This window comes from Pseudoalteromonas sp. SWXJZ94C (assembly GCF_015864385.1).
In the GTDB taxonomy this organism is placed as follows: Bacteria; Pseudomonadota; Gammaproteobacteria; order Enterobacterales; family Alteromonadaceae; genus Pseudoalteromonas.
On sequence record NZ_JADYXF010000002.1, the window covers coordinates 96,064 to 119,020 of the forward strand.

The window sequence follows — 22,957 nt, forward strand, 5'->3', positions numbered from 1 at the left end:
AGAGATAATCCTTCCCGCGCCAACCAAGGCCCTCAATGGTAGTCTTATTGGTCCTCTCGCAACACTAGCAGGCGAACCTGGTCAGGCCCGGAAGGGAGCAGCCACAGTTTGTGACGTGTGTGCCGAGATGTGGCTGATAAGACTGCCACCCAAATTCCTCATTTGGGTGTTGTTTGAAGTATAAGTTGACATATTTTCAAAAACACAAAAACACAAAAACACAAAAACACAAAAACACAAAAACACAAAAACACAAAAACACAAAAACACAAAAACACAAAAACACAAAAACACAAAAACACAAAAATTATATAATCTGATATTTAGCCAAGTAGTTAGTTGGCTGACTTACATCTCATAAAAATAAAACATGCCTTCATCAAAAACCTCTATAAATTTGCTAGTCAAAAATCTATTTTTTAGTTGAACCCTCTTTTTATTTTGAAGCTTACTTTTTTGGTTTTCACCATCAATAGTCATATTTATATTAATCTGCTTATATAAAAGCTATTTAACGACAATAAAAATTACGCCAGCGCTAGGCAAAAATGGTTGAATTTATGTTCTAATTAAATTGTTCAAATATTTATGTACGCAAAACCTGCAAAGACATAAAAAGCAGCTGTGAATAAAATACGTCATTGGTACAAAGAGGTTAAAGTTTTATACGGTAATAACAGTGACGGTCCACGTTTAAATTCAGAGGGAATTTAATCGTTTTATATTAAAAAGACAAAATTCAGACCTAAAGGAATAAAATGAGTAACGAAATAACTAACATAATGGCTCTCGCTCAGAAACTTGAAAATTTCGAATGTCGGAAAAAAAAAGGTACATTACAATTACAATTACAATTACAAATTAAGAATTTAGAAAGAGAATTTAAAATTACTCTTCCTGAACCCTATAAATTTTTTTTAGAACAATATGGGTTTTGTTTCTGGTGTGGAGATAATGTGAAAGGGCTTGTCCCTTTGGAAGATGAGTATGAAGGCGATGAAGACGAAGAGGACTTTATAGATGATGATGTGATAAGAGCAACTAAATATTATCGTCAAAGATATGATAATAAAGATGAATATCAATCAGTACCCGAGCATGGGCTGGTTATCAACTCTTATGATGGTGGTGGCTATTATTTTTTATTTTCAGAGGAATCAGAGCGTGCTGGCGAAGTTGGGCTATTTTTAACAGAAACTTACGGACAAGAAGAGTCTAAATTTAAGAGTTTTACGGATTACTTATCTTTTCTTGTAACTGGCACTCCTGATCCTGATCTCGTTGATGTCGATTACGATAAAATAATGGACATAATTGAAGGTTAATTTGATGCCAGTATACCGTTGAAACTGATTACATTCCTGATTTTTTAGTGAAAAATGACTTTGACGTAACAGAAAAATACCAGTGAAACCTATTCTGATTTTTACGTTTTATCGAAAATAGTCAGGCAAAAACCACATAAAGATGGCTCGTTAGCCAAAACTAAAACCAGTGATTTTAGCAATATCTACACTAAAAAAAAGACGGAATATAATAGATGATAACAAGGCATTTTGAAGCAAAAAAAATAGAGCGCATAATTGATAGAATTAATAGATACGAAGAGTTACTGCTCATAGGTATCAACACCATTAAAACTCAAAATGCTCAAGATGTTTTAGGTGGCTCTATTCAAAATGCCATTAACGCCTTTGGTAATGCGGTGTTGGCTGATGTGCCCCATCAAAAAATTGTGCGTTATTTACAACATATTAAAGAGTTTGGTAGTGCCAATTTTGCATTTGCTTGCCGGCAAGGTGAAACCTTTGATGTAACTATTAATAATGATACTTTTGCGTTAACTGGTGGCCCTGCGGGGGCTTATTTACATACCGATGTGTGGGAAAAAGTATTTTATGCAGCGGTAACACTGCGTGACAAAAAAGCGATAGAGCAACTTCTTCAAGTACCTCAAAGTGTGTTTGATAATGCAAACCTAAGAGCTGATGCATTTGATACTGCGCTTATTAATTTAATGAAGGGTTTATTTGAGCCTGAAGCCAATATGGGGGACTTACTTGAGGCGGCATTAATTGCGGCTGACCCTAATGCAATAGCGTCTGGTCGTCGCCGTTATGTACAAAATATTTTGTTGCCTTTGATGCCAGTATACCGCTGTATTTACACTGCCAACGCACAAGATGAATTTAATGAAGCCATGGTAGAGGCGTTAGAGGCACATAAAAAATATTGGACAAAGGATAAAAGAAAGCAGCAAGGGTGGATATCACTTCCATTGATGGCTGCTGCTAGCCATGCTTATGATCTTAAAGGTTACCAGCTAACTGTTGAAACTGATTACATTCCTGATTTTTTAGTGAAAAATGACTTTGACGTGACAGCACCATAAACCTCAATGATTATAAAGGGCCGTCTAAATGTCGGTTCCCATAGTAAGTCGCGACTAAAAGAGCATATAAGGTTAACAGTGAAAAGATCAAGATTAGCCCTGATTCAAAACTAACTAAATATCACAAGCATATTCAGGGCTTACCAATACTACAAAAAAAACGGTTATATATCCGTAGTAAAAATAATCCGAAAATTAATGTTGCCTCAGATAAACCAATATATACACATCATCAAGCTATGCAGAGTAGGCAAATACTTGATTATAAAGTACATAAAAATTTCCTCATGTTGGTGGGGTAAGTAATGCGAATAGCTAATAGTTTCTGGAGGAATTATGGATAATTTAAATAATATGTGGAATAAATTAAGTAAGATATCTGAAACTTCCTCAAGGAGTACAGAACAAGCTAAATACATACCTAAACTAGAATCTTTAGTCGAAGCTCCCTTGCCTGATGATTTTAAACAGTTCTTACTAAAAGTCGGTTGGTATGAGACCGTTCCTCCTGACTCCCTTGATAGGTGTTATGTTATTAAATTGCCTAAACCTAAAGGAGGTAGAGAGTCTATAGCTTTAGATTGTTCTTTGACTATAGAAGGTATGATTGAGTCGTGTGATGAATGGGGTCGTTCGTTACCACCTAAATCGATATTAATTGAGGAGACCGGGGACGGTAGTAATATATTTATGAGTATGGTTTCTGGTTCTATTGGCGAAATATACTTTATGGAAAGGGATCACTATATGGATTCTGGTGAATTTGATGACTATGAATTTGAAGAAGAAGCCTGTGATGCTTTTGATCCTAAAAATGGGGTAGTTCCCAATATTTTCTCAAAATTAGCTGATAGTTTTTATGATTTTATTATGGTTGTAGAATTAGACGATGGCGAAGAGAATTAAAGATAACTAATGAGGACAGTCGCTTACACTTGTTGATGCAAATAGGATAAAGTTTTATACGGCAATAACAGTGACGACCCACGTTTAAGTTCAAAAAAAATTTAATCGTTTTATATTAAAAAAACAAAATTCAAACCTAAAGGAATAAAATGAGTAACGAAATAATCAACATAATGGGGCAAGCTCAAAAACTTGAAAACTTTAGATGCAGAAGAGGCGGTGCGCCACAGGTGCAGATTAAAAGTTTAGAAGAAAAATTTAAAATAACTTTACCTGAATCCTATAAAACTTTTTTAGAGCAATACGGTTTTTGTTTATGGTGTGGAGATAATGTAAAAGGGCTTATCCCTTTAGATGAAGATTATGAATATTATGAAGAGGATGATGTGATAAGAGCATCTGAATATTACCGTAAAAGATATGACAATAAAGATGAATATCAATCAGTGCCCCAGCATGGGCTGGTTATTAACTCATATGATGGTGGTGGCTATTATTTTTTATTTTCACAAGAGTCAGAACGCGCTGGTGAAGTTGGGCTATTTTTAACGGAAACTTACGGACAAGAAGAGTCTAAATTTAATACTTTTACTGATTTTTTATCTTTTTTAGTTACGGGGACTCCTGATCCCGAACTTGTAGATGTCGATTACGATGAAATAATGGACATAATAGAAGATTAATTAGATGCCCGTATACCGCTGTATTTACACTGCCAACGCACAAGATGAATTTAATGAAGCCATGGTAGAGGTGTTAGAGGCTCATAAAAAATATTGGAAAAAGATAAAAGGGAGCAGCAAGGGTGGATATCACTCCCATTAATTGCTGCGCTAGCTATGCTTATGATCTTAAAGGTTACCAGCTAACTGTTGAAACTGATTACATTCCTGATTTTTTAGTGAAAAATGACTTTGACGTGAAAGAAAAATAACAATGAAACCCATTCTGATTTTGCGTTTTATCGAAAAAGGTCAGTCAAAAACTACACAAAGATGGCTCGTTAGCCAAAACTAAAACCAGTGATTTTAGCAATACCTACACTAAAAAAATAAAGGAATATAATAGATGATAGCAAGGCATTACAAAGAAACAAAAATGGAATTGTTACTTGAAGATATTAATGAATACGAAGAGCGAGTGCCCAATAAAATAAACACTATAAAAACTAAAAACTCTCAAGGTGTTTTAGGTCGTTCTATTCAAGATTCTATTAACGCCTTTGGTGAGGCGGTGTTAGCTGAAGTGCCTCATCAACAAATTGTGCGCTATTTACAACATATTAAAGAGTTTGGTTGTGCCAATTTTGCATTTGCTTGTCGGCAAGGTGAAACCTTTGGTGTAACTATTAACAATGATACTTTTGCGTTAACAGGTGGCCCTGCGGGTGCTTATTTACATACCGATGTGTGGGAAAAAGTATTTTATGCAGCGGTAACACTGCGTGACAAAAAAGCGATAGAGCAACTTATTCAAGTACCTCAAAGTGTGTTTGATAATGCAAACCTAAGAGCTGATGCATTTGATACTGCGCTTATTAATTTAATGAAGGGTTTATTTGAGCCTGAAGCCAATATGGGGGACTTACTTGAGGCGGCATTAATTGCGGCTGACCCTAATGCAATAGCGTCTGGTCGTCGCCGTTATGTGCAACATATTTTATTACCTTTGATGCGAGTATACCGCTGTATTTACACTGCCAACGCACAAGATGAATTTAATGAAGCCATGGTAGAGGCGCTAGAGGCTCATAAAAAATATTGGAAAAAGGATAAAAGAAAGCAGCAAGGGTGGATATCACTACCCTTAATGGCTGCTGCTAGCCATGCTTATGATCTTAAAGGTTACCAGCTAACGGTTGAAACTGATTACATTCCTGATTTTTTAGTGAAAAATGACTTTGACGTGACAGCACCGTAAAGCTCAATAATTATAAAGAATGGTGGCTTAATTTTTCTCATGGTAGGTTGTAGCTAAAAGGGGGATATCCAAGATGCCCACTTTAAATAATAACAATAAATAGCAACGTACCTCTGTTCTTTAGCACTACCCTCATACTTCTTTAGTAAATACGACCTAAGTCTAGATTGTTTAGTACTATGTAAGGCTTAGAATAACGTCAAATTTAGAGAGGAGCTCAGTATGCACTTGGAACGTATTCGTAATAGTAGCCTGCATCAAAAAGTAATGTTAGCAGAGCAGGCAAGCCAATTTATTAAAGATGGAATGACTGTAGGGATGAGTGGTTTCACTCGTGCCGGAGAAGCTAAAGCAGTACCCAGAGCATTAATTGAGCAAGTCAAAAAAAATCCAATAAAAATAAATTTAATGACAGGCGCATCACTCGGTAATGATCTTGATAAGCTACTAACAGAAGCGGGTATTTTAGCGCGTCGCATGCCTTTTCAAGTAGACAGCACTTTACGTAAAGCGATTAATAACGGTGAAGTAATGTTTATTGATCAGCATTTATCTGAAACGGTTGAGCATTTACGTAACCATCAATTAACTATGCCTGATGTGGCTGTTATTGAAGCCGTTGCCATTACCGAAGAAGGGCATATTGTGCCTACTACATCGGTTGGTAATTCAGCGAGTTTTGCTATTTTTGCCAAAGAAGTCATCGTTGAAATTAATATGCTGCATAACCCGAATCTTGAAGGTTTGCACGATATATACATTCCTTCGTATCGTCCTACTCGCCAACCAATGCCGTTAGTTAAAGTGGATGACCGAATTGGTAGTACTGCAATTCCTATCGATCCTGCAAAAATTGTTGGTATTGTTTTTACTAACCAAAGTGATTCGTTTTCTACCGTTACCGATCCTGATGAAGACACCGCCGCTATTGCGCGCCATTTAGTTAGCTTTTTTAAAGAAGAAGTGGCTCAAAATAAATTGCCAGCTAATTTAGGTCCGCTACAAGCAGGCATTGGTAATATTGCAAATGCTGTAATGATGGGATTACTTGACTCTGACTTTAAAGACCTAACAATGTACTCTGAAGTATTACAAGATTCGACGTTTGACCTAATTGACGCAGGTAAGCTTAGTTTTGCATCGGGCAGCTCAATTGTGTTGTCTGAGCGTTGTAACGCGCAAGTATTTAATAATTTAGAACAATACAAAGACAAGCTAGTGTTACGCCCTCAAGAAATTTCGAACCACCCTGAAATAGTGCGCCGTTTAGGTATTATTGCAATAAACACCGCGCTTGAGTTTGATATGTATGGCAACGTAAATTCAACGCATGTTTGTGGCACACGAATGATGAATGGTATTGGCGGCTCTGGTGATTTTGCTCGTAATGCTCATTTAGCTATATTTGTGACTAAGTCGATTGCTAAAGATGGCGCAATATCAAGCGTAGTGCCTATGGTTAGCCATGTTGATCACAACGAGCATGATGTTGATATATTAGTAACTGAGCAAGGTTTAGCTGATTTACGCGGTTTAGCACCGCGTGAGCGTGCTGTACAAGTTATTAAGCATTGTGTGCACCCAGAATATCGCGAAGCGATGTTAGACTATTATGAGCGCGCTTGTGAGCGTGGTGGGCACACCCCTCATTTACTTGAAGAAGCGTTTAGCTGGCATATTCGCTTAGAGCAAGAAGGCAGTATGAAAAAAGCATCTGTAGATGATACTCAAGTGCAGCTGTCAGCATAAGCACTTTGGTTTATTAAATTAAACCAGTGAATTTTAGTTAACACCTATTTTAAAGTCGCACTAATCTCAGTTTAATTATCAGCTATGAGTTAGTGCGATTATATAAAAAAGTAAACGTCAAAATCCCACCACTTTGTAAATCCCCATTATTCATACCAACTTTTTTGTTATTTTATTTATGTTTAATTTTAAAAAATAAAGCCAATAAAAACTTACTGTAATATTTATAAATCGTTTATATAATTAGTTTTTCAATGTGTTTTATTAAAAAATAGAGATGCTTAAATGGCTTTTGACAGAGGGTTAGAAGAGCGACTTTATGAGTTGTTTAATGCGCGCCACGATTTAGTAGTAAAGAAAATGTTTGGTGGCTTGTGCTTTATAATCTCGGAGTATATGTGCTGCGTAATTATTGGCGATAAACTGATGGTACGTGTCGGGCCAAAAAATTATAGCTCTTGCTTAACTAAGCCTCATGTAACTGAAATGGACTTTACAGGTAAGCCGGTCAAGGGCTTGGTTTATATTTTACCCGAGGGTTTTGAATCGGACGCTGATTTAGAATACTGGATAGGCGTATGCGTTAATTTTGTAGACTCTTTACCGCCAAAGCCGCCAAAAAGGTCAAAGTCAGCTAAAAAAGTAATTAAAGGAAAAGTAAAATAAGAGTTTATAGCTCAATAATACTTAATCTTTGAGCTTAGTATATAACAATGAGGTTTTTCAATCTTACACTGCAATTAAGGCTGAATAAATTACCTGCTTTCCCCCAGCTTTACTATAAATAACATTTTTTACTGGTCATGCGATATATTTCATTTAGGAGTTATTAAGCTTTTAAGGGCGATTTAAAAGAGACTGATATTATTTTTTAGCACTACCTAGCTCAATAAATAATATAAAAGCGAGTAATAGTAGCGTACCCATTAAGCTTAAAGGGTACGCTTTAACAGTAATATTTGGCTTTAGGTTGGAATAGGCGCATTTTGGGCAATAAGATCTTTCGATTTTAAATCACTCCAAAATGCATCTGGGATTTTAACTTTCATTGAAGCAACATTCGCTTCTATTTGCTGCGCTGTACGTGCACCAGGAATAATAGCTGAAACAGTTGAAGGTGCTTCTGCAAACTGCAGTGCAGCGGTTTTCATATCAATACCATGCTTAGCTGCAATTTCACTCATTGCTACGTATTTTTGCTGCATTGGCAGTGGGATTTTAGGTGAGTAATTAAACCGGTTGCGACCAGCTAAAAAACCGCCATTAAGTGGGGCACCAATGACAGCCGAAATATCGTGTTTGTCTAACATTGGGAATGTTTTATCTAATGCTTGTTTGTGATCCAAAATAGAATATTGCAGCGCTAATAAACAAATATCAGGATCAGACATATCAATTGCTTTGTAAATTGCGTCTGGGGTATTAACTCCAAAGCCCCAGCCTTTAATTATTCCCTCATCGCGCATTTTGGTCAGTTCAGGAATAGCGCCTTTAGCCGCTTGGTCAAAGTATTTAAGCCAATCTTCGCCCATATCACTGTTTTGAGGCGATAAGTCATGAATGTATACAATATCAAGCGAAGCAACACCAATACGTTGCAGGGTGTCCTCAATGGAACGACGAGTACCCGAAGCAGAATAATCATACTTGTAATGAAATGGGGAATGATCAGCCCAATGCCAGCTGTTTTCTAATGGCTCGGCATTAGGTGTAAGTAGGCGTCCTACTTTAGATGATAATACATACTCATCGCGGTTTTTATTACGTAGCAAGTCACCAAAACGTCTTTCGCTTAGGCTTAAACCGTAAAACGGTGATGTATCAAAATGCCTAATGCCTGAATCCCAAGCGGCATGTAGCATTTGAAGAATTTCTTCATCAGGTGAAATAGTATTAAAGCCATTGCCTGCAGCTAAACCGCCTAAACCCATTCTTGATTTAGGACGATAATGTTTACTATTATCCATATTATTAGTGGGAAGTAGTGCATCTTCGTCAATTTGGCCTCTGGTGGGCATTACTTTCCCAGATGACATTTTTACTTTCAATTGTTGTGCTAACGTTGGTGCGCTCAACATTGAGCCAATACCAAATGCTGCACCAGCTTTTATAAAACTCCTTCGTGATACCATGTAACTTATCTCCATGAGTGATTTTAAATGCTTGTTTTTTACACTAGTGTAATTGTACCGATAATTCAACTTTTGATGCGGTGAATTAACCCTTTTGTGCGATAAGTCATAGATTGTCGTTGTAAAATAGAATCATATATAAATTTAAATAATCTTATTATATTTTAATGGATTAGCTTATCTTTATTAGCGACATAAATAGCAGTTCGATAATAATCGCTAACTGAATTCACGATGAATTTTCCAGTGTTTTTTAAATAATATTTACTGCGTATTTAGTGGTTTTTAGTTTTACGGGGTATGAATTGTACTGATAGAAGAATGCTTGAATTTATAAATTTAAATGGGTTTTTAGTAAAAAAACTCAATGGAAAAAATACCAATAATAAATATTTGGCGGCTTTTTTACCGCCTAATACATATTAATTTACGACCTAAATTAAGATGATAATTGTAACTTTTAATTAATAACGACTTGGTTTCGTCCACTTTCTTTAGCTTGATAAAGTAGCTTATCTGCATTTTTTATCAGATCATCAAGCTGATTTTGAGTTGAGTGGCTAATAGCTGCACCAACACTAAACGTAACTGGTTCATTAAATGAAGTGTTTTTTGAGCTTATTTCAGCACAGTACTTTGACAAATTTTTATTTAAATCTGAAAAAATAGTATTAATTGTTGATACGTCCGTCGTATTTAAAATAAACAACCATTCCTCGCCACCATAACGACCAAATTCGCCATTACCTTTTAATGATTGTTTGGCTGCGTTGGCAAAAGCAATAAGCACTAAATCGCCAATATCGTGTCCAAAGCTATCGTTAATTTTTTTAAAGTAATCGAGATCGACAATTGCAATTGTTGTTGCTTGCTCTTTTATTATATTTTCAGCGAGTTGCATAATACCGCGCCTATTAAGGCATTTTGTAAGGAAGTCGGTTGATGCAAGTGCATGATACTTTTTACGTTGGGCAACTTGTCTGTAAAATAACCATAAAGATGCAAGTACTAAAATAAAAGCAATCGCTGTACTTAAGCGCCAGATCAATTTTTGTTGGTATTCTTCTTTCGCTTTAAAAGCACTAATGTCGTTTTGGTGCGCAAGGCGCAATATTTCTTCTTCCTTCTTTTTAACTTCGTATTTTACCTGCAGCGATCTTATATGATTTTCGCTAGTCGCTTCTAAGTGTTTTTTTGTATAAAAAAGTTCTTGCTCAATTGCTTCAAATGCATCGCTATCGTACCCAAGGTGTCGTTTTAGTTTATAGCGTTTACCTAAAAAATCGGATTTATAAATACTTCTACTAAATTTATCAAGTAATAAAAAAACGTGGTCATTTGTATCATTTGCTTTTTTATATAAATTTTGTTTTTCGTAAATATCACTCAATAAAATCATGGAGGCTAGCTGCATATCAAATACACCCGCAGTGGTTGCAAGCGCTATGTTTTGATTAACAGTACTCAGTGCATCTTTATAATTACCATGCTCATATTGAATACTCGCTATTGAGTATTGAGCAAAAGTAACTCCTTTTTGCATATTGACCGATTTAAAATAAAGTAAGGCTTTTTTAAAGTATCCAATGGCATCTTTGCTGTTACCTACATCTAAAAGTGCATTTCCCAAGCTCCAATAAGCTTTTGCTGTGAGTAAGTGATCTTGGGTTTTTTCGTACGCGACAATTGCTTTTTTTGCATAATCTACGGCTTTATCTTTTTCATTTAAATAATTATATGCATCACCAATTTTACGTAAGAAAAACCCTTGCGAGGCGTTGTCGGCTTGTTCTATCGACAGGTTTAAGCCTTCAAGCGATACATCAAGTGTTTTGCTAAGCGAATCTGAACTGGTGTAATAGTATGCGAGAGCCCGATAGATAATAATTTTTTCATTTATATCTCGCTCTGGCAGCCGGGCTTCTAGTTTTTTTACTAATGTTTTAGCTGGCGTTTGTTCTTCTTGCTGCGAGAGATACTTTAATTTTGCTTCTAGCAGTAATAAGTATAAATCCCAGCGTGCTTGAATAGCTTTCATTGCTAGGTACTTATTTACATGGGTATTTAGCGCGTCATATTGCTCATCTCTAAAAAGCAGTTCTGCATACAAAGCAGCCGCTTCTAAATGAAGTGTTTCCCAATTTTGTTCTTTACTCACTTCAAATATTTTTTTTAGCTGTTTTTTATTTTGAAGATAATCTAGTTTATTCGCTTTAAAGTGACTGATGCTACTTTTAGCTGTATCGCGATCCATTGTAAATTGAGTTGATTTTTCAATTTGCTCATTTGCTTGCAAAGCACCGCTTTGAAATAAAAATAAAGTAAGAATAAAAAGCTTTATCCATGTGCTTTTATTTAAAACATTACTTTGAAAATTATCCGTCATATTAGTCCGTTATGAGATTATTTAGTACAAGTGTAATTTACAGCTTTGTTCAAAACTTACAAGAATAGCTAGTTAAAATGATGGGTTTTTATTTGCATCCTAATTATTTAGTACCTTTTTGGTGCGTTAATATTAATATATTTTGATTTTACAATTGGTTTCGAAATACAGAATACTAATTTCACTACGGTAAGATTGTTAGTAATAGTCACTTATTATATTTGTATAATAAGCAAACTTATTGTAAATAAAAAACAAAGTTTCTCTTTATAAACACGGTATACTCTTTGCAATTATGAAGTATTAGTAAAGCGCTATAAACTATGAAAACGAGCAAAGAACGAGGTTTATTTATTTTTATTATAGCGTTGTTATTGTTTTTGCTACCGGCAACTTTCTATGGATGGCATGAGAGTGAGGATCCCGCTTTTATTCCTAACCAACATTACAATTTTATTGATTCTTGGGTATTAATGTTTTTAACCCTACTTGCTTTATTTATCTTATTTAAGAATTATAAACATAACCATGGGGTTCGTGAATGGCTAAAAGAATACTTTGATTTAGGGAACTGGCTGGGCAATGCCTTTATTTTACTTATAGCACCGATATTTATTTATTTGTATTTGTCCTCATTAATTTTGTTGCCAATAAAGTTGTGGACTCATTATCATTTAGGTGAGCAATGGTCACAAGAATACGTCCTAGTTGAGGTTAACGAGTGCACTAAAGACTATTATGAGTGTGTAAACCTCACATTTTCGGATTTATCTACACATAATGAGTACTCAATTAAATGGTTTCTGGATAATGATGAGTTGCTGAAACTAAAAAACAAAAAAGTAAACTTGATTGGCGAAGAAGGTTATTTTGGGTACATAGTAAATGCAATACAATGGTAAACTACCAGCTTATTAATTGTAATTTTAAAAGGAGTTAGAAATGAATTTAGGTAATTTTAACGAATCTATAAAAGGATTTTTTTGGGGCTTGGGATTTGTAATTGCGTTACTTGGAGGCATAAGTGTATATGCTTTAACAGTAGCGGCTGAGATTGACAGCGGATTTAAAAAAATGGTGAGCAATAAAGTATTAGAATCAACAACTGACTTTGATGATGACTAAAAGCTCACTTTATCAGATGTTTTTAAAGATAATGGTAAAGTAAGAATTACTGCAGAGTTACAAAACATCACCAACGAGAGCATATATATGAGGGCTATAGTTGCGTCAACATTTGATAAAAATAATAAGTTTATTGGTAACTGTGTAGGGCAAAGTAATGATATGTTTTTAGCGCCAAATGAAATTAGTTATATTGATATAAATTGTAATTTAATAAAGCCGCAAGTAGAGCGAGTACACTTTGCGAAGTTAAAAGTAAGGTGGATTTAGTTTACGTACTTATTTTACCCTCTGAACCGTAATAATAAGGTCACCGCAAAAGGCTAGAGTGTTGCCTTATAAACTTAAGTTGTTTTTATGATAAATAAATTATTCAGATGGGATTGTGGCAGGCAGGAGTCTGGTTATCATAAAATGCTGTTATGTGGTGCTCTATGGCCTATAAAATTTGATGTTTACTTTATTAAATTCCCACAGGGAAGCGAAATAAAACCACACACCGACAACGTTAAAACCGGCAAGCACTTTAGGTTAAATATTGTGTTAAAGCATGCACAACAAGGCGGTGAATTTACTTGCGATAACTCAATAGTAAATAAAAGTAGGATAAAACTCTTTAGACCCGATATAAATGAGCACAGTGTTTCAAAGATTGAAAAAGGCTGTCGTTATATTCTAAGTATTGGCTGGATTAAGCGTTAAGTTACTTTATAAATAACAGGTGGTTTTATAATAATGGTTACATTTCATTGTTAATAACCACCTGTTTTTGATGATATTAGTTCTAATATTTAGATGTGTTAACCTCCCTCCTGTTATTGATTATGAAAATGATAAGAGTTATCATTAAGATGTTAATTATTTTACACCTCCCTCAGGAATCATCATGTTTAACCCTAACTATTTGGCATTAAGTATTGCTGCGTCTTTATCTGTTTTTTCTCATATGGCTTTTTCACAACAAAACGACGAAATTGAAAAAATTGAAGTAACAGGGCGTGCTCAGCAGTTTTATTTAGAAACAGAAAGCAAGGTTGGTACTAAAACTAATTTAGATCTTATTAAGCTTCCTCAGTCTGCTCAAGTATTAACAGAGCAGCTTATTATTGATCAAGCCGCACGCGATATTACCGATTTATACCGTTCAATTGCGGGTGTTAGTGAATACAGTTACTCGGGAGTTACATTTCGTGGCTTTAGAGATGACGCAAATGTATTTTATGATGGGGTGCGTGGCGACCCATATTCGGGCTTTGGTGTACCACAATTATTTAATGTTTCTCGTGTTGAAGTATTAAAAGGTCCAGCTTCTGCTTTGTACGGTGGTGGTGAGCCTGGCGGCATGATTAACTACGTTACAAAAAAACCAAGCTACACGCAAAAGCGTGAATTAAAGCTCACACTGGGTAACTTTAATACTCGTGGCGCATCAGTTGATATAACTGGCGGCTTGAGTGAAAAAATGGCGTATCGTATTGGTGGTTTTTATGAAGAGCAAGACAGCTTTCGTAATAATGCAGATTCAAAAAACACAGAACTAACAGGCGGTTTATTATTTGATTTAAGCGATTCTACATCGCTTACAACAAGTGTTGATTATATTAAACAAGACTTGGGTGGCAATCGATTGCGTGGAGTGCCAGTAGATGATAACGGTAACTTTCTTGTAGACCCTTCTTATAATGCAAATGAGTCATTTGACTATCAAGATATGGAAGCGTTAGTGCTACAAGCTGAGCTTAACCATTATTTTTCAGATAAGTTTTCAGTTAGTTCCACTCTACGATACCTTGACAATGAGCGTGATCAGGCTTATCACGAGTCGCAAAATTGGGTTGACGTAAACGGCGATGGCATTGCTAATATTGATGATGAAACTATTAGGCGAGAGTACCGCAAACAGTTTCGTGCAAACGAAGAAATTAGCTTAACAACCGATTTTGTTTACAGTGTTGATCAGGGCGATGTAGAACATCAGTTTTTATTTGGTGGTGATTATCACATAGTCGAAACGCAATACGATTATTTGCGCGCACAATATGAAGCCGATGGTGTAGCAAATTTAAATATTTACACTCTAAATTATGGTGAAACAGATCCTAGCACCTATAACTTAACTGATTTAGATCGTGATGGTATAGATACAGACCGTTTTGGTGTATACGTTCAAGATGTAATTAGTATTGGTGAGCAATGGACTGTAATTGCTGGCCTACGTTATGACTATTTTAAAGAATTAAATAAAGAAACTGGCTTTAGTTATTCTGATAACGGTGTTACGCCTCGCGTAGCATTAACCTACCAGCCAGTAGAAAACACCTCTGTTTATATAAACTACTCTGAAAGCTTTAATCCGACATCGTCGGGCGATCAAGAAGATGTGATAGGTGAAGGAAACTTAGATCCAGAGACAGGTAAACAAACCGAACTTGGTATGAAAAACCGATGGTTTGATGGCAAAATAATGAGTACGTTTGCAGTTTACCAAATTAATAAAGAAAACGTGGTAATGAGTAACCCTGACGATACGGGAGCAGGTGATGGTATTGCTGCACTTTTAAATATAGGTGAAGTAGAAAGCCGTGGATTTGAAACAACCTTGGTAGGTGACCTATCTGAGCATTGGACAATAACGGCTAACTACGCATATAACGATACGGTTGTGGTTGAAGGAGCGCTTGGCGAGACTTTTTCAGATACATTTGGTGATGGCTCGCGCTTTGCTAATGCGCCGCGTCATCAAGCGGGTTTATGGTCTCGCTTTGGGCTAGATTCGATTAATTCCTCTATTGCTTTTGGTGCTAACTATGTAAGTGAGCAAGTAAGCTCTGATGGCCAAAAAGTAAAACCATTTACCGTATTTGATATGAGCTGGACGAGTCGCTTTGATGACGTGTTATTGAGTGTAAATATTAATAATCTGTTTGATAAAGAATATGCTGTAAGTGGCTTTAGTCAGCGTAATGGACATTTTCCGGGTAGCCCTCGTGAAATTGTTGGGCAAATTACGTATCAGTTTTAGTTATTTATAAATAAGGGGGGTAAGTATTACTTACTCTCTTATTTAATTAACCAGATCGTTGGTTAATAGATTTACTAACATAATAAACTATATGATATTTAAACTTACTTTTTCTAGCTAGAGATTTGCAGTTATCGCTGAAAATAGTTACTTGAGATGGATTTATTATCTAGATATCACTTTTAAATTTTGCTGCTTCTTGTGTGGTATTAATAGCTGTAATAGGGAAGGGGATAACGATGCCTTCTTTTTTATAGCGTTTATGCAACGCTTTTATAAAAGCAGATTTAACCCAAAACCGATTAAAATACTCTTTAGCTCTTAGCATTACGGTAAAGTTAATACTTGAGCTATCAAAGGTATGAAAAACTACAAAGGTATTATAATCATCCACCCCCCATTCGTGAGAGATCAGGATTTCACGTGCGACTTCTAAAGTAACTTGCTCTACAAATTCTAAATCAGAATCGTAATGTACATTTACATCAACAGGCACACTTAATTCTTTTTCAGGATAAAAGTAATTAATAATACGTGATTTAGACAGCTGGCTATTAGGTATAATAATCATATTATTAGGTAGCATTTTAACCCAAGTGGAGCGCCATCCTATGTGCTCTACAAAGCCTTGTTCTTTTGATTCTAGCTCAATAAAATCGCCAACCCGTATAGGCTTGTCTATAACTAACTGAACACCAGAGAAAAAGTTTTCGAGGGTAGGTTGCAGTGCGAGTGCAACCGCCAAGGATGTAATACCCAAAGAGGCGATTATTGGCGTAATAGAAATCCCCAATGTACCTAATAAAACCAAAATACCTACCGATAAAATGGTCGCTCTAATAACGCCTTTAATAATACTTTGGGAGTTAAAAATTACAGCTGATTCTTTACTGTAATAATTAACGGTGCCAATAATAAAGCGATCAAAAAAGAGAATTAATGCGAGTAAACCTAATATAATATTTATTGTTGAAAACGGAATGTACTTCGAAAAAGAAGCCTCTTTTATAATGGCTCCTTGCTCCAAAATGGTTAACAGCACAATAATAGTGCAAGTTGTTAATGGTTTAGCTATTGACTCAATAAGTAAGCTATCAAATATAAACTTCGTTTTTGATGTCCACTTTTTAAGCCAGTACATTATAAAAAAGCGGATGCAAAACAATGCAGTAGTTAAAATTAAAAGGCAAACTACAATAACAAGCCAAGGTTGTTTTGTGAGATTGAAAAGTGTATCTGCAGACATTACTTAACCCTTTTTTTACTTGTTTAAGTATTAGCAGCAAGTTATGTACCTACATGAAAAATAAACCCGAAAGGGTATTTTTCATGTAGGTGGATTGTGTATATGAGGATTAACGAGCGTTATTCTTACTTTATTTACTGACTACTTTAATTAAATATTTTATAGAAACGCGCGCTTTAATTTTTATACTTATTGAGAAAATAAGCTCGAGACTTTCCATTGGTACCTAATGGAAAGTCTTCATAATCATTTTTCAGAATTTAACCTGAACTATACTGAAATAAGTTACGCTTAATGGCTACTCTTTTTCTATATCGACGTCTTTATCAAAAGCTAACTCATTAAAGGAGGTGACCGTATTGGGTATTGTCACCGTTTTAATTGCATTATCTATAAATGCGTTAACGCCTATCGTTTTTACAGAACGAGGAATGGTCAAGCTGGTTAATGCATTGTTGGCAAAAGCAGAAGGCTCAATTGTAGTAATATTATCTGGAATAGTAATATTGGTTAATGCATTTTGAGCGAATGTAGCTCCCTCTATCGCTGTTAAAGAGTGAGAAATAGAAACAGACGTTAAGGCATTATTTACAAACACCGCAGCCCCAAGTTGGGTGACCGAATCTGGAATAGCGACCGATGTTAGTTTGTTGTTAGCAAAGGCAGCCTCGTCTATGTTAACAACAGAATTAGGCAGAGTAATACTGGTTAATGCATTACCAGAAAAAGCACGAGGTCCAATGATAACTAATGAGTTAGATAAGCTCACGCTGGTTAATGAATTATTTGAAAAACTGAATTCACCCAGTTCAGTAACAGAATCCGGGATCGTTACTCTCGTCAAATGATTGCCATAAAATGCCCAGTTGTCAATTTTTGCAACAGAACTAGGAATATCAATACTCGTTAAAATGTTATCGGAATACGCCCCACCAAGAAAAACAGTGCTCGCAGGAATAGTTATTTGACTCAGTAGATTTTTAGAGAATGCATTGCCTCCAACATCAGCTAAAGAGGAAGGGAGCGTTTCTTTAATGAGCATATTGCTGGTAAATGCAGCGCTGCCAATCTTAGTAACAGAATCGTGGATCACGACACTGGTTAATGAATTATAAGAAAACGCACTTCTCTTAATCGTTGTTACCGTGTTTGGGATGACCACACTGGTTATTCCTTGATTGGAAAAAGCAAAGTAGTCTATTGTTGTCACTGCAACACCGTCAAAGTTATCAGGAATTATAATATCTTTAGCAGAACCTCTATAGCGACCAAGTGTGCCGCTTTCTTTGTCAAACTCCACACTACTTAAAGTGAGTACCGTACCACCTCGCTTTGCATAATGATCTGATACGCCTATTCTCGACAGGGAATAATAAGGAATATCTAGATTGGTTAGATTATTTTTATCAAATGCGTAATCACCAATAATTTTAACTCTAGGAGGAACGACCACATTCGTGAGTTCATTTTTATAAAAAGCAGCTCCTCCTATACTTTCTACGCTATCTGGAATAATCACACTGGTTAAGGCGTTGTTAGAAAAAGCCGATGCCCCAATACTACGAGTCGAGTCTGGTAACGTAATATGTGTTAATTTGTTATTAAAAAATGCGCCGTCATGAATAGATCTTATTGAATTTCCCATAGAAACGTCAGTTAGCTTATTGTCACGAAATGCAAACTTACTGATCGTCCGTATAGAATCTGGGAGGGTTAGGGTGGTTAATACATTATCACGAAAAGCGGATTCACCAATTTTATCTACGGAATTTGGAATTGTTAAATTAGCCAATAAATTATGGCGAAACGCTTCTTCTTTAATATCTTTTAAGTTGCTCGAGAACGCAATATTAGTCAACAGGTTATTTGAAAAAGCACTCTTATCGATGGTAATTACTGAATTAGGAATCGTGATGTTGGTCAGTTTATTATTTTCAAAAGCAGATTGGCCAATATGTGTTACGGAAGAGGAAATAGTAACATTGGTGAGCGCATTTGTTCCAAACGATGAGTCACCAATGGAAATAACAGAATCAGGAATAACGACTTGTGTTAGGGCGTTATTAAAAAATACGTTTGACGTTAACATTTCCAGTGAGCTAGATATTTGTACCTCAGCTAAACGATTGGATGCAAAGGCACTACCCCCGATATACGTCACAGAATCAGGGATTACAACACTTTTTAAATTATTACCTAAGAACGCTTTCCCTTCAATCTCAACCAAAGAATTAGGAAGAACGACACTATTAAGACCGCGTGTTTTAAATGCTTCATAATCAATAACAGTGACAGGTATGCCATCAAAATTATCCGGAATAATAATATCTTTATAATCGGCTAGATATTCAGTAATAACACCTTTACCTTCCTCGAACTTAAAATGTACATCTTTCAATGTTAGCGTGACAGGTTCTGGTTTCGGATCACTATCAGCACACCCTGATAATAAAACGATTAGTGTGACTAAGATAAAACTAATAATGTTCGGTTTCATAACGTACCTGTTTTTTGAATATGTTTTACAAAGCGCTTTATAGCAAACTTTGCTATTAGGTTTGTAAGGGCTTAATAAGTAAAATAATTGATGTAAAAAATAATAAACTTAGGCTTTTTAGGGGGCTGTTTTTTTGTTTAAAGTGAAATGATTTAAGGAGCGATACAAACATAAATAATATCGGATAACCTATAAGCAATTATTAGATGCTTAATATATCGAGTTATAAGAGAGAAATCGAAATAAGGGCATGAGTAAAATTGAAAATAAATTTATCGATATAAATAACTTTTAAAATACGTTTTATGCTAACAATCTTTAAATTTGTGGGGCAGTGTAACAATTATTATGTGTGTCTTATAGAGATTTAAATGTAAGTCATGATTCACATTTATGATAAAGCTATTCAAAAGTTTGTATGGTATGCACTTAGGGTGATTTTGCTTAATTGGCAATGAGGCTTAAGTGCTTTTATTGAGCTTTAGCACTTTAATTATTACCTCCTATATATTTAAAGCAATAAAGCACCGCCTACAATTGGGTTAAACCAAGTAGACGGGAGTTTATTTTATATTTTGTAATTTACATTGATTCGAGCGTTTTACCGCGTGTTTCTTTAATATATTTAACCACAAAAAATATGCTAATAAGTGCCGAAAAAGCATAGAACCCGTAAGCACCCGCAAGACCAATATTTGCAAGCATAATAGGGAAGGTCATGGTGATTGCAAAGTTAGCAATCCACTGTGCACTTGCAGCCACAGCAAGGGCTGCACCACGAATACGGTTATTAAACATTTCGCCTAATAACACCCATACTACAGGACCCCAACTTAAGCCAAAAAATACCACAAACAAGTTCGCCATAATCAGTGCAAAAGTACCCATATTATCGCTAAGGGCAAGCTTTCCTGCTTCATCAAGTCCTGCACTGCCAAATATGTAAGTAAGTGCACTTAGGCTCACAAACATACCAATACTGCCTATTAGTAACAGTGGTTTACGACCAATTTTGTCAACTAATGCAATCGCAATAAAAGTAGATACGATGTTAGTAGTACCTGCTAGTACATTTATAAATAGTGATTGCGATTCATCAAATCCCGCCGCTTGCCACAGCTCAGAGCCGTAATAAAATACTACGTTAATACCTACAAATTGCTGAAAAACACTCAGTGCCACACCTACCCAGACAATAGGGTGGACTTTTTTACTGCCATCGATAAATAAATCACGAATACTTGGTTTTGTATCGCTTTGGAGTGAGCGTTTAACATCGTTTATTTGCGTATCAGCATTGTCATTCGATATTTTACTAAATACAGTTTTAGCGTCATCAATTTTACCTTGGGCAACTAAATAACGCGGTGATTCAGGTATAAATAAAACGCCGATTAAAAACAGCGTTGCAGGCGCAAGCTCTGCCCAAAACATCCAGCGCCAAGCGGCTAAGTCAAACGTTAATACTTCTTGTGCGCCACCAGCCGCATTTGCAATAAGGTAGTTACTTAAAAAAGCGGCAAATAAACCCAGCACTATTGCAAGTTGTTGCAAAGTAGCTAAGCGACCGCGAATTGTAGGAGGGGCAACTTCAGAAATATATGCGGGAGCTAAAACAGATGCTGCACCTATACCCAAACCACCAAATAAGCGGTAAAAAATAAATTCAGCTGAACTGTCGCTAATACCTGAACCAAATGCGCTAATAGCAAATATGATGGCTGTAGCAATCATAATAGATCGGCGACCAAATTTATCAGCAAGCGGTCCTGCAGCTAATGCTCCTAAAGCACAACCTAACAACACCGACGCTACATTAAATCCGGTTGCTACACTGCTTGAGTTAAATGCATTACCAAGCGCTGAAACCGTACCGTTTATTACGCCAGAATCAAAACCAAACAAAAAGCCACCAATAGCAGCAACGGCAGAAATAAAAATAACATATAAAATGGATGCCTCAGTCGGTGTACTTACTGCCGGTATGGGCTTATTAGGTGGTGTATGTGTTGTCATTGTGCGCTCTGAACATTAATTAATACAAAGGCATATAGTATAGCAAACCATTAATGCTTAACACTTTACGGTATTAAATTAATTTCAGGTGATTATGAATGTTTGCAGCCGTTGATAAGTGCCAATTTAAATGAGTTATTGTTACTTATTTACTACCTTCACTTGCTATTAATTCAATCAAGCCAGTAAAGTTAGGAATATTATTTAGTAGGATTAACTAGATGGTAAAAAATATATTAATTGTTAAAAGAGCGATATGTACAAGCGTTTTATTGATGGCAAAGAGGTAGCAATTGAATATGTAGGTGAAAATGGTGGCGTGTTTATAAAATTAACACTCTTCGAAAGTTTAAATTGACTCAGAGTTTGATTTTTACTGCTTAAAATTAATAGTATTTCTATATTGAACCGTGTTCTATGCTTTCTTGTAACTTATAGTATGTCATTGTGAGTAAATACTCATATTCAGTAAACTTCATCAAGTAAACAAAAACAATTGTTGCGTTTAAAGTATTTGAGCGCAGTGGATAAAATTGTCAAATAGTGTTTAATATATGCATTACAATTAATAATTAACTAAAAACAAGGACGATTATGAAACAGTGCCATGAAATAGATCTTGAAATTATTGGTCAGCCAATGGCTGAAGCCGCAGAAATTACATTAGATCCTGGGGAAATATGCATATCTGAAGCCGGTGCAATGAGTTGGATGGATACTTGCATTACTATGGAAGCCACATTAACAGATGGAAGCGCAATTAAAAGTGGGCTTGTAAGTAATTTGTTTGGCGCAGCTAAACGCATGATGGCTGGCGAATCTGCTACGGTTATGCAATACAAAAATGTTGGTAATAAACGAGCAAAAGTAGTATTTGGAGCTCCGTACTTAGGAACCATTGTTGGGCTTGATTTGAGCGAAGTTGATGGCGAAATATTTTTGCAACGAGGCGCATACATAGCGGCTTCTTTCGGTACCAGTATCTCGGTTGCATTTGCAGGAACGGGTATGGGCAGCTTTTTTGGCGGAGAAGGTTTAGTCTTTCAGTCAATTAAAGGTGACGATAAAGTAATTTTTCATGCTGGTGGCTCGATTATTCAGCATGATTTAAAAGATGGCGAAGAGCTAATCGTTGATAGTGGCAGTCTTGTTGGCTACACAAAAGGCATTCGATTTGATGCAGAGTTATCTGGTGGCTTAAGAAATGTAATTTTTTCAGGAGAAGGCATTTTTAACAGTCGAGTTCGCGGAATTGGTCAAGGCGGGACGGTATTTTTGCAAACATTGCCGTTTTCTAAACTTTGTGCAGAAATAAGTAAAAGCTTACCTAAGCGATAATTATATTTATGTTAGCGCTTTTTTATAAAAGCGCTTTATTTACTTCGTGCTCTAAGTCGCACTACCTCCCACCGTTATTTCAATATAGCGTAATCCCATTATCTAAAATGCTAACTGCCCCGTAATTTCGCTTTAAAATACTAAAGAGTGAACGGTCACAATAAACTTTTCTTTATCAAATATTTGCTCAAACACCTATTGGTACAACTTTAATATTGAATAATAACT

The 22,957-nt window shown here is 35.8% G+C and carries 19 protein-coding genes and 1 other RNA gene; 15 read left to right on the forward strand and 5 right to left on the reverse strand.

From position 1 onward, the window contains the following. Nucleotides 1-45: 45 nt before the first annotated feature. The 9 genes from ffs to I6F65_RS01280 all read left to right on the forward strand — a co-directional run bounded on the left by ffs (nt 46) and on the right by I6F65_RS01280 (nt 7,633). An RNA gene (ffs, locus tag I6F65_RS01245) (signal recognition particle sRNA small type) lies at nt 46-142 on the forward strand. Between the two features lie 616 nt (nt 143-758). Then, nucleotides 759-1,325 carry an SMI1/KNR4 family protein gene (locus tag I6F65_RS01250; RefSeq protein WP_197111137.1) on the forward strand — a complete coding sequence of 189 codons (567 nt, stop codon included), beginning with the start codon at nt 759-761 and terminating at the stop codon, nt 1,323-1,325. 215 nt (nt 1,326-1,540) lie between these two features. Beyond that, nucleotides 1,541-2,392, forward strand: a complete 852-nt coding sequence (locus I6F65_RS01255; RefSeq protein ID WP_197111139.1) for an immunity 49 family protein — start codon at nt 1,541-1,543, stop codon at nt 2,390-2,392. 336 nt (nt 2,393-2,728) lie between these two features. Continuing rightward, on the forward strand, nt 2,729-3,298 hold the full coding sequence (locus I6F65_RS01260; RefSeq protein ID WP_197111141.1) for an SMI1/KNR4 family protein: 570 nt from the start codon (nt 2,729-2,731) through the stop codon (nt 3,296-3,298). A 149-nt stretch (nt 3,299-3,447) separates the two neighbouring features. Next, a complete protein-coding gene (locus tag I6F65_RS01265) occupies nt 3,448-3,981 on the forward strand; it encodes an SMI1/KNR4 family protein (RefSeq protein WP_197111143.1) in 534 nt (177 codons plus the stop codon). A gap of 122 nt (nt 3,982-4,103) precedes the next feature. Then, on the forward strand, nt 4,104-4,232 hold the full coding sequence (locus I6F65_RS21960) for a hypothetical protein (RefSeq protein ID WP_269435949.1): 129 nt from the start codon (nt 4,104-4,106) through the stop codon (nt 4,230-4,232). Between the two features lie 134 nt (nt 4,233-4,366). Further along, nucleotides 4,367-5,218: an immunity 49 family protein gene (locus tag I6F65_RS01270; RefSeq protein ID WP_197111145.1), complete on the forward strand. Its 852-nt coding sequence runs from the start codon at nt 4,367-4,369 to the stop codon at nt 5,216-5,218. 222 nt (nt 5,219-5,440) lie between these two features. Next, nucleotides 5,441-6,967, forward strand: coding sequence for an acetyl-CoA hydrolase/transferase family protein (locus I6F65_RS01275; protein WP_166114654.1), 1,527 nt, complete (start codon nt 5,441-5,443; stop codon nt 6,965-6,967). A 285-nt stretch (nt 6,968-7,252) separates the two neighbouring features. Continuing rightward, nucleotides 7,253-7,633: a TfoX/Sxy family protein gene (locus I6F65_RS01280; RefSeq protein WP_197111147.1), complete on the forward strand. Its 381-nt coding sequence runs from the start codon at nt 7,253-7,255 to the stop codon at nt 7,631-7,633. Nucleotides 7,634-7,932: 299 nt separating this feature from the next. Here I6F65_RS01280 and I6F65_RS01285 read toward each other — a convergent pair whose 3' ends face one another. Together I6F65_RS01285 and I6F65_RS01290 are read right to left on the reverse strand one after the other, a co-directional pair. After that, entirely contained in the window at nt 7,933-9,099 is a 1,167-nt protein-coding gene (locus I6F65_RS01285; protein WP_166114660.1) for an aldo/keto reductase, read from the reverse strand. Nucleotides 9,100-9,559: 460 nt separating this feature from the next. Further along, a complete protein-coding gene (locus I6F65_RS01290) occupies nt 9,560-11,485 on the reverse strand; it encodes a tetratricopeptide repeat-containing diguanylate cyclase (protein WP_197111149.1) in 1,926 nt (641 codons plus the stop codon). Nucleotides 11,486-11,808: 323 nt separating this feature from the next. Between I6F65_RS01290 and I6F65_RS01295 the strand changes: the two genes are divergently transcribed. From I6F65_RS01295 to I6F65_RS01310, 5 genes are all read left to right on the forward strand, one after another. Further along, a complete protein-coding gene (locus I6F65_RS01295; RefSeq protein WP_166114666.1) occupies nt 11,809-12,387 on the forward strand; it encodes a hypothetical protein in 579 nt (192 codons plus the stop codon). A gap of 40 nt (nt 12,388-12,427) precedes the next feature. Next, on the forward strand, nt 12,428-12,610 hold the full coding sequence (locus tag I6F65_RS21660) for a hypothetical protein (protein WP_231613067.1): 183 nt from the start codon (nt 12,428-12,430) through the stop codon (nt 12,608-12,610). Between the two features lie 87 nt (nt 12,611-12,697). Next, the gene (locus tag I6F65_RS21665; protein WP_231613068.1) at nt 12,698-12,880 is read left to right on the forward strand and encodes a hypothetical protein; all 183 of its coding nucleotides are present in this window, start codon (nt 12,698-12,700) and stop codon (nt 12,878-12,880) included. A gap of 87 nt (nt 12,881-12,967) precedes the next feature. Then, nucleotides 12,968-13,312 carry a 2OG-Fe(II) oxygenase gene (locus I6F65_RS01305; RefSeq protein ID WP_166114669.1) on the forward strand — a complete coding sequence of 115 codons (345 nt, stop codon included), beginning with the start codon at nt 12,968-12,970 and terminating at the stop codon, nt 13,310-13,312. Nucleotides 13,313-13,496: 184 nt separating this feature from the next. Next, nucleotides 13,497-15,632: a TonB-dependent siderophore receptor gene (locus I6F65_RS01310; RefSeq protein WP_197111151.1), complete on the forward strand. Its 2,136-nt coding sequence runs from the start codon at nt 13,497-13,499 to the stop codon at nt 15,630-15,632. Nucleotides 15,633-15,801: 169 nt separating this feature from the next. Here the strand turns inward: I6F65_RS01310 and I6F65_RS01315 are convergent, their stop codons facing one another. From I6F65_RS01315 to I6F65_RS01325, 3 genes are all read right to left on the reverse strand, one after another. Continuing rightward, entirely contained in the window at nt 15,802-16,878 is a 1,077-nt protein-coding gene (locus I6F65_RS01315; RefSeq protein WP_197111153.1) for a mechanosensitive ion channel family protein, read from the reverse strand. Nucleotides 16,879-17,176: 298 nt separating this feature from the next. Continuing rightward, nucleotides 17,177-19,375 carry a leucine-rich repeat domain-containing protein gene (locus I6F65_RS01320; protein WP_197111156.1) on the reverse strand — a complete coding sequence of 733 codons (2,199 nt, stop codon included), beginning with the start codon at nt 19,373-19,375 and terminating at the stop codon, nt 17,177-17,179. A gap of 582 nt (nt 19,376-19,957) precedes the next feature. After that, nucleotides 19,958-21,391, reverse strand: a complete 1,434-nt coding sequence (locus tag I6F65_RS01325; RefSeq protein ID WP_166114681.1) for a sugar porter family MFS transporter — start codon at nt 21,389-21,391, stop codon at nt 19,958-19,960. 594 nt (nt 21,392-21,985) lie between these two features. Here I6F65_RS01325 and I6F65_RS01330 point away from each other — a divergent pair. Next, nucleotides 21,986-22,729: an AIM24 family protein gene (locus tag I6F65_RS01330; protein ID WP_197111158.1), complete on the forward strand. Its 744-nt coding sequence runs from the start codon at nt 21,986-21,988 to the stop codon at nt 22,727-22,729. Nucleotides 22,730-22,957: the final 228 nt, after the last annotated feature.

Bases quoted from the DNA above. Each gene is read 5' to 3' on its own strand.
- I6F65_RS01290 (WP_197111149.1), bottom strand. From the start codon at position 11,485: ATGACGGATAATTTTCAAAGTAATGTTTTAAATAAAAGCACATGGATA.
- I6F65_RS01265 (WP_197111143.1), top strand. From the start codon at position 3,448: ATGAGTAACGAAATAATCAACATAATGGGGCAAGCTCAAAAACTTGAA.
- I6F65_RS01315 (WP_197111153.1), bottom strand. From the start codon at position 16,878: ATGTCTGCAGATACACTTTTCAATCTCACAAAACAACCTTGGCTTGTT.
- I6F65_RS01250 (WP_197111137.1), top strand. From the start codon at position 759: ATGAGTAACGAAATAACTAACATAATGGCTCTCGCTCAGAAACTTGAA.
- I6F65_RS01280 (WP_197111147.1), top strand. From the start codon at position 7,253: ATGGCTTTTGACAGAGGGTTAGAAGAGCGACTTTATGAGTTGTTTAAT.
- I6F65_RS01270 (WP_197111145.1), top strand. From the start codon at position 4,367: ATGATAGCAAGGCATTACAAAGAAACAAAAATGGAATTGTTACTTGAA.
- I6F65_RS21665 (WP_231613068.1), top strand. From the start codon at position 12,698: ATGAGGGCTATAGTTGCGTCAACATTTGATAAAAATAATAAGTTTATT.
- I6F65_RS01295 (WP_166114666.1), top strand. From the start codon at position 11,809: ATGAAAACGAGCAAAGAACGAGGTTTATTTATTTTTATTATAGCGTTG.
- I6F65_RS01325 (WP_166114681.1), bottom strand. From the start codon at position 21,391: ATGACAACACATACACCACCTAATAAGCCCATACCGGCAGTAAGTACA.
- I6F65_RS01330 (WP_197111158.1), top strand. From the start codon at position 21,986: ATGAAACAGTGCCATGAAATAGATCTTGAAATTATTGGTCAGCCAATG.
- I6F65_RS01260 (WP_197111141.1), top strand. From the start codon at position 2,729: ATGGATAATTTAAATAATATGTGGAATAAATTAAGTAAGATATCTGAA.
- I6F65_RS01255 (WP_197111139.1), top strand. From the start codon at position 1,541: ATGATAACAAGGCATTTTGAAGCAAAAAAAATAGAGCGCATAATTGAT.
- I6F65_RS01310 (WP_197111151.1), top strand. From the start codon at position 13,497: ATGTTTAACCCTAACTATTTGGCATTAAGTATTGCTGCGTCTTTATCT.
- I6F65_RS01285 (WP_166114660.1), bottom strand. From the start codon at position 9,099: ATGGTATCACGAAGGAGTTTTATAAAAGCTGGTGCAGCATTTGGTATT.
- I6F65_RS21660 (WP_231613067.1), top strand. From the start codon at position 12,428: ATGAATTTAGGTAATTTTAACGAATCTATAAAAGGATTTTTTTGGGGC.
- I6F65_RS01275 (WP_166114654.1), top strand. From the start codon at position 5,441: ATGCACTTGGAACGTATTCGTAATAGTAGCCTGCATCAAAAAGTAATG.
- I6F65_RS01305 (WP_166114669.1), top strand. From the start codon at position 12,968: ATGATAAATAAATTATTCAGATGGGATTGTGGCAGGCAGGAGTCTGGT.
- I6F65_RS01320 (WP_197111156.1), bottom strand. From the start codon at position 19,375: ATGAAACCGAACATTATTAGTTTTATCTTAGTCACACTAATCGTTTTA.